Here is a 3,134-nt window from a genome sequence, read left to right as displayed (position 1 = left end):
GAAGAACAAACAACAAGTCTGTTTTGCTTTGAAAGCTTCGGATGATTAGTACTACTCGACTGTGCTGTCGCCAACTTTACATCTGTAGCCTATCAACGTAGTAGTCTGCTACGGTCCTATATGGAATTCTCATCTCGTGGCTAGTTTCGCACTTAGATGCTTTCAGCGCTTATCTATTCCCAGCGTAGCTACTCTGCAATGCCCCTGGCGGAACAACAGATTCACTAGAGGCTAGTCCAACCCGGTCCTCTCGTACTAAGGTCAGCCCCACTCAAAATTCCTACGCCCACAACAGATAGGGACCGAACTGTCTCGCGACGTTCTGAACCCAGCTCGCGTGCCACTTTAATCGGCGAACAGCCGAACCCTTGGGACCTTCTCCAGCCCCAGGATGTGACGAGCCGACATCGAGGTGCCAAACCTCCCCGTCGATATGAGCTCTTGGGGGAGATCAGCCTGTTATCCCCAGCGTACCTTTTATCCTTTGAGCGATGGCCCTTCCATGCAGAACCACCGGATCACTATATCCGTCTTTCGACCCTGATCGACCTGTATGTCTCACAGTCAAGCAAGCTTATGCTATTGCACTCCGCGTACGGTTACCAAGCGTACTGAGCTTACCTTTGAAAGCCTCCGTTACCTTTTTGGAGGCGACCACCCCAGTCAAACTACCCATCAAACAATGTCTCCCGCAATGCGGGATTAGACACCGAATACAGAAAGGGTGGTATTTCAACGTTGGCTCCACGACGCCTAGCGACGCCGCTTCAAAGCCTCCCACCTATCCTACACATCCTGTATCCAATGTCAATGTTAAATTGTAGTGAAGGTGCATGGGGTCTTTCCGTCCCGTTGCGGGTACCCGGCGTCTTCACCGGGACCACAATTTCACCGAGCTCATGGCTGAGACAGCGCCCAGATCGTTACACCATTCGTGCAGGTCGGAACTTACCCGACAAGGAATTTCGCTACCTTAGGACCGTTATAGTTACGGCCGCCGTTTACTGGGGCTTCGATTCAATGCTTCTCCTTACAGATGACATCCCCTCTTAACCTTCCAGCACCGGGCAGGTGTCAGGCCTTATACTTCATCTTTCGATTTTGCAAAGCCATGTGTTTTTGTTAAACAGTCGCCTGGGCCTTTTCACTGCGGCTGACATTGCTGCCAGCGCCCCTTCTCCCGAAGTTACAGGGCCATTTTGCCGAGTTCCTTAGCCATGATTCACTCGAGCACCTTAGAATCCTCTTCCCGGATACCTGTGTCGGTTTGCGGTACGGGTTTTTATAACCTGAAGCTTAGCGGTTTTTCTTGGAAGTCTGATTACCTGCGCTATCCACTTAGCCGAAGCCTCGCGGTACTATCAGCGTTCAGCATCGTTGGCGGATTTGCCTACCATCGATATACCTACAGCCTTTAACGATCTATTCCGTCAGATCGCGGCAGTGTCACTACTCCGTCCCCACATCGCAGTTATAAAAAGTACTGGAATATTAACCAGTTGTCCATCGAATTTCCCCTTCGGGTTCTCCTTAGGTCCCGACTAACCCTGATCCGATTAGCGTTGATCAGGAAACCTTATCCTTTCGGTGGGCGGGTTTCTCTCCCGCCTTATCGTTACTTATGCCTACATTTGCTTTTCTATAAGCTCCAGCACCCATTACCAGATACCTTCGCTGCCGATAGAATGCTCCCCTACCGATATATTTCAATCCCATAGCTTCGGTGTACAATTTAATGCCCGTTTATTATCCATGCCCGATCGCTCGACTAGTGAGCTGTTACGCACTCTTTAAATGAATGGCTGCTTCCAAGCCAACATCCTAGCTGTCTGTGCAATCGGACCTCGTTAGTTCAACTTAACTGTAACTTGGGGACCTTAGCTGATGGTCTGGGTTCTTTCCCTCTCGGCGCGTGACCTTAGCACCCCGCGCCTCACTGCAGATCATATTTCATAGCATTCGGAGTTTGTCTGGATTTGGTAGGATTTGACTCCCCCGCACCCAATCAGTAGCTCTACCTCTATGAAACTTAATATCCACGCTGTTCCTAAAAACATTTCGGGGAGTACGAGCTATTTCCCAGTTTGATTAGCCTTTCACCCCTACCCACAGATCATCCGGAAACTTTTCAACGTTTATCGGTTCGGTCCTCCAGTACGTGTTACCGCACCTTCAACCTGTCCATGGGTAGATCACAAGGTTTCGCGTCTACCTCCTCTGACTATACGCCCTATTCAGACTCGCTTTCGCTTCGGATCCGTGCCTGAAGCACTTAACCTTGCCAGAGAAGAGTAACTCGTAGGCTCATTATGCAAAAGGCACGCCGTCACGCCACCTGGACGCTCCGACCGCTTGTAAGTACACGGTTTCAGGTTCTATTTCACTCCCCTGTTCGGGGTTCTTTTCACCTTTCCCTCACGGTACTGGTTCACTATCGGTCTCTCAGGAGTATTTAGCCTTACCGGATGGTGCCGGCAGATTCCCACAAGGCGTCTCCGACCTCGCGGTACTCAGGATACTACTAGCCTAGCATTCTATACGTGTACCGGGCTATCACCGTGTATCGCTGGGCTTCCCATCCCATTCCACTTCTGTTTGCTAATGACATATCGTAGTCCTACAACCCCACTAATGCCGTAACATTAATGGTTTGGGCTCTTTCCCGTTCGCTCGCCACTACTTAGGAAATCATTATTATTTTCTCTTCCTCTGCTTACTTAGATGTTTCAGTTCGGCAGGTTTGCTCATTATATGTGACTAGTCTTCAACTAGACGGGTTGCCCCATTCGGAAATCTTCGGATTAATTCCTATTTGCAAATACCCGAAGCTTATCGCAGCTTATCACGTCCTTCATCGCCTCTGAGAGCCAAGGCATCCCCCGTGTACTCTTTATTACTTTCTTCTACTCATATGCCTTTTGCGCCATATGGTATGCTTTTTTGCTCTTGTTATGATGTCTCATTCCCGACGCAAGGTCGGGAGAGCACAAACACAACAGTCGCCTATTGTTGTTTGCTCTTCTTTTTTAACTTCTTCCAATATGTCAAAGAACTTTACTGAGGCTGAAGGTCGAAGGTATAAAGGTGTAGGGTTTCATGTGCCCCAACCTAAGCTCCGTTTCAGCTTCGTTAGT

Annotated in this window: 1 rRNA gene; it reads right to left on the bottom strand. The window is 49.3% G+C overall.

What is annotated here, in order from left to right:
• Positions 1–26: 26 nt before the first annotated feature.
• Positions 27–2,903 (bottom strand): 23S ribosomal RNA (locus SOM16_RS23015).
• Positions 2,904–3,134: the final 231 nt, after the last annotated feature.

The sequence above is a fragment of the Pedobacter sp. CFBP9032 genome (assembly GCF_034045265.1).
Taxonomy (GTDB): Bacteria; Bacteroidota; Bacteroidia; order Sphingobacteriales; family Sphingobacteriaceae; genus Pedobacter.
The sequence above is the reverse complement of the archived record's forward strand: the minus strand, read 5'-3'. Positions and strand labels throughout refer to the sequence as shown.